Source organism: Bradyrhizobium guangdongense, from assembly GCF_006483445.1.
GTDB lineage: Bacteria > Pseudomonadota > Alphaproteobacteria > Rhizobiales > Xanthobacteraceae > Bradyrhizobium > Bradyrhizobium guangdongense_A.
The window spans coordinates 1-4,360 of sequence record NZ_PPPT01000283.1; the positions used below are offsets into that span (position 1 = coordinate 1).

The window sequence follows — 4,360 nt, forward strand, 5'->3', positions numbered from 1 at the left end:
GCCGGTATCGAGATGGTCGGCTTGCGCGAGCACAGCACGACCATCTCGATACCGGCACGGGTGACCTCTGGCGGGGTGAGATGGCCGATCGGCGTGTCGTCGAGAACCTTGCGCAGCGGCTCGGGCAGGTCGGCCGTGGTCTTGGTCACGCTGTCGCGGATCGTGGCGTTCGGCGTCGAGCGGAACAGCGAGTTGGCTTCATCGCAACTGCCGACGCGGGAGCGATAGAGCTCGGCCTCCTTCTTGCGCGCTTCCAGCGAGGCGTCGGGCGAGCCGCGCGGCACCACCAGCACGATCGGCTGCATTTTGTACTCGGTGCCCTCGATCTGGAGCTTTTCGCCGTCCTGGGCAGTCACGGCGGCGGCGACGTCCTTCTCGCCGACCTGCAGGCGCTCCTTGAAGCGGCCGCGCACGAGGCTGGTCCAGACCATCTCCGCGCGCATGCGGGCCTTGAGCGTGTCCGGGCGGATGCCCTTGACCTCGAGCGACTTGGTGAGCTGGTCGGTGTTGATCCGCATCCGCTGGGCCATGCCCGCATAGGACTGTTCGACGTCGGACGGACTGGGATCGACGCCGTATTTCTTGCCTTCCTTGATCTTCACCTTCTCGTCGATCAGCTCGTTGATGACGTCCTGCCGGGCGGGTTTCTTGTGGGTGATCAGCTCGTTCAGCTTGCTGCGCTGCTCGATGTCGAAGTCGGTGACGGGCTCACCGTTGACCATGAGAACGATGTTCTGCGCCTGCGACGGCGCCATGCCTGCGATCAGCAGCAATCCGGCGCCCATGCTCAAAGCGAGGGTGAAGCGGAGGAGGCGGTGCATTGGCGATCGGGTCGTCATCATTGTCGCTCGCATGTCAGCCGGGGTGAACTCGCGATCGGGAGCTCCCAAGCCGGGGCGTCTACGCATCGCTACTGCATAAAGCCGGTGGAACTGTTCGTCGCCGAGGCCGAGGACGTTGCCAGGGTCCGAAGGCCGAACTGGAACATGAACGCGTGGCTCAATGTCGGGGGGGCGGTTCCGGCGGTGTAGCTGTAGGACGTTACATAGTTAGCCGCCAGCACGAAGCAATCGTCGACGTAGCCGGCGCCGACCACGTACTGGTTGATCTTGTTGGCCTGGAGATCCCAGCGTGCCGAGCCCGTCACCACCCAATTGGCCGCGACCTTCAGTGAGCCCGAGGTGAGGATGCCCTCGCGCCGCGTCAGATAGCCGAGCTCCGGCTGCGGCGCGTAATTGCCGTAGATCATGCTGACCGACCAGCGGTCGAAATTGGCGCGGCCTTCGGCCTCGAAGCGCTGCACGTTCCAGGTCTGCTCGTCGAACCGGCCGCGGACGCTGAACGTGTAGGTGCGGTTCGGCGAGTAGTTCACGCGGGCGACGTAGTCGGAGCGCGGCTTGTCGAGGCCGGAGCCGAGGCCGGTATTGGTGGCGTCCGCGACCGCGAAGGAGTTCATGCCGAAGAGCTGGTAGGACTGGCCGAACAGCATGTTGACCGAGCCGCCCTTGTCGAACTGCGTGGTCGCCTGCACGCCGACATTGGCGCGGCCGCCGCCTTCGACGCGGTCGTAGCCGGAGAATTTGTCGACGCTGAACAGGGTGCTGGCGTCGTACACCAGGCTCTGCGCGTCCTCGTTGGGAAGCCTGCCGGCATAGGTCTCGTTCGGCCGGACGATGACTTGCGCGATCGGCTCGACGGTGGTCGTGCCCCAGGGCTGAACGTTGATGAAGGGATAGCGGTATTCGAGGCCCACCGTCGGCATCAGCCGCAGCGCCTGGGTGTCGCCGACGGGGAGGAAGTTCGACACGCCCGGCTGGTTGGAGACCGAGGAGTTGATGGCGTCGGCGCGCAGGATCGCGAACGGCGTGAAGATCTGGCCGAACGGATCGGTGAAGGATTTGCGCCACTGCGCCTCCGCCGTGAAGCGGGTGTAGGTTCCGGGGAAGCCGCGCAACAGGCACTGCGACGGCATCCGCGCCAGCGGATCGGCCGACGCCGTCGTGCACAGGCCGTTGGTGTTGGCGAGCGTCGTGATCGGATCGAACACGGCGGTGTCGCGCGACAGATTGAGGAAGTTGGTCTTGTAGCTGAACTCGCCGCCGAAGACGGGGTAGTTGAGCACGTTCGAATAGTCGAGCACCGGCCAGACCACCGGCACCTGGCTCTGGTTACCCGAGAAGCTCAGATAGTACATCGTCCGCACGTCGAAGAAGCTGCGGTTGCCGACGCCGGTCAGGTAGAGCTGCGACAGGGCTTCGGTCGGCAGCAGCAGGAACGACGAGAACGGATCGCGGTACTGCGACAGGCGATAGTCCGACATGAAGTAATAGTCGGACAGCACGACGCCGTCCCAACCCCAGACCCATTTGTCGTTCAACGCGAACTGGCCATGGGTTTCGACGCCGCCGCGGAACTCCTTGTCGCCGGGCTGACCGGCGAACACGCCGCGATCGAGCTGGTCGATGCCGTAGGCGCGGATCGAATACGCGCCGTCCATCAGGCGCTGGCGGAATTCGGCCTGCAGCAGCACGCCCTGCCGCGTCGTGATGCGCGGGTTGAGCGTCAAATCGTAATCCGGTGCGATCGCCCAGTAGAACGGGACTTCGACGCCGTAGCCGAAGGTCGTCGAGCTCGAGGTGAAGCCCGGCATCAGGAAGCCGGTCTTGCGCTTCACGGTCGGGTCGGGCGTCGAGAAGTAGGGCATGTAGGCGAGCGGCACGCCGAAGAATTCGAGCTGCGCCGTCTCGAAATACAGCATCTTCTCCTGCTGGTCGTGGATGATGCGGGCACCCTTGACCTGCCAGAGCGGCGGCTTCTTCGGATCGTCCTTACAGGGCGCGCAGGCCGTGTAGACGCCGTTCTCGAACACCGTGTAGTTGCCCGAGGAGCGGTCGGCGCGGGTCGCAGCCATCCGGGTCTGGTCGGCGGTGTCGACGCGCAGCGAATCGACGAAGCCGTCGCGATAGTCGTCCGAGAGATCCATGATCTCGGCATAGGTGATCTTGCCGTCGGCGTCCGTCATGCGGATGTTGCCCTCGGCATGCAGGCGCTTGGTCTTCTGGTCGTAGATGACCTTGTCGGCCTCGACGCTGGTGCCGTTGTAGAACATCTGCACGTTGCCGACCGCGGACACGCGCGAGTTGTTGTAGTCGTAGTCGACCTCGACCGCCTGCACGAGCATCTGCCCGTCATTGGCGGCCTTCGGCGGCTTGGGACGCGGCGGCAGCGGATTGTAGGTGAAGGCCTGGGCGGACGCGGGCGCAACGGTCGCGACATCGGCGAGCCCAGCCAGCGCCAGCGCAGCCAGGAACGCAACCACGACTCGTCTGGACGAGTTACGCACGGGCAAGCCACCGTCGTTCGCGCGCACCAGGGTGCGCAACGTCAACGCAGACACGAGCCCTCGTCGGACGGCACTCACTAACCGTCCTCCTGATAGAGCAAGGCCAAAAAGCCGGTGAGGCCGCCCACCACAACGGGCAACCACGCCGCAGCGATCGGATGCATCAACTCAGCCTTGCTCAAATCCTCAGTAACTTTGGACAGAACGTAGAGCAGAAAGCCTGCGCCCACGCCACTCAAAACCATCTTCTGTACGCCGCCCATCCGGAAGAAGCGCAGCGATACGGAAGCCGCCAGCATCACCATTGCTGCGAGCAAAAACGGCTGTGCCAGAAGCTTGTGATACTGGAGTCGATATCCGGCTGTCGCGAAGCCCGAGCTTTCGGAGGAGCGGATGTAGTTCGGTAGTTGCCAAAAGGACACAGTTTCCGGTGTGGAAAAGCTGTTGCGAACCTGCGCCTCGGTGAGCGAGGTCGGAATCTCCATTCGCGCCTGGTCCACCGGCGGCGCATCGAGCGCGTAGCGGCGGACATTCTGGAACAGCCAGTGGCCGGCCTCCAGCGTCGCCTCGCGCGCCTCGATCCGCTCCTTGAAGTGCGACTCCGTATCGAAACGAAACAGCGTCAGGCCGGTGAGGCGCACGCCCTGCTTCTCGCTGCGCGCGGCGTTGATGATGATCTGGCCGTCATTGGTGATCTGGTTGAGCCAGAAGCCGGAGGCGTCCTGGATGCCGCCGCCCGGCGTCGAGCCGAACAGCTCGGCTTCCATGCGCTTGGAGAGCTCGCGCAGATTCGCCGACATCGGATTGTAGGCGACGGTGGCGATGAAGCCGATCAAGAGCGCGCTGCCGAGCGCGGGCGAGACGAACTGCCAGGCCGAGATGCCGGCGGCGCGCGCCACCACCAGCTCGAGCCGGCGGGAGAGGGCGAGATAGCAGGTCATGGCGCCGATCAGCATGCAGAACGGCGTCAGCTTCTCCAGAAGTTGCGGCACGCGGAACAGCGAGGTCTCGGCGATC

3 protein-coding genes are annotated in these 4,360 nt (G+C 64.5%); all 3 read right to left on the reverse strand.

All coding sequences use genetic code 11. The features are described 5' to 3' along the window. On the reverse strand, positions 1-839 hold an 839-nt coding region (locus C2U70_RS31710), incomplete at its 3' end, for a SurA N-terminal domain-containing protein (RefSeq protein ID WP_433960724.1). 71 nt (positions 840-910) lie between these two features. Next, positions 911-3,421 (reverse strand): LPS-assembly protein LptD, encoded by a 2,511-nt coding sequence (locus tag C2U70_RS31715; protein ID WP_186294589.1) that lies wholly within the window; start codon positions 3,419-3,421, stop codon positions 911-913. Further along, a partial coding sequence (lptG, locus tag C2U70_RS31720; RefSeq protein ID WP_140982567.1) for an LPS export ABC transporter permease LptG occupies positions 3,421-4,360 on the reverse strand: 940 nt, incomplete at its 5' end. The genes C2U70_RS31715 and lptG, both read right to left, overlap by 1 nt.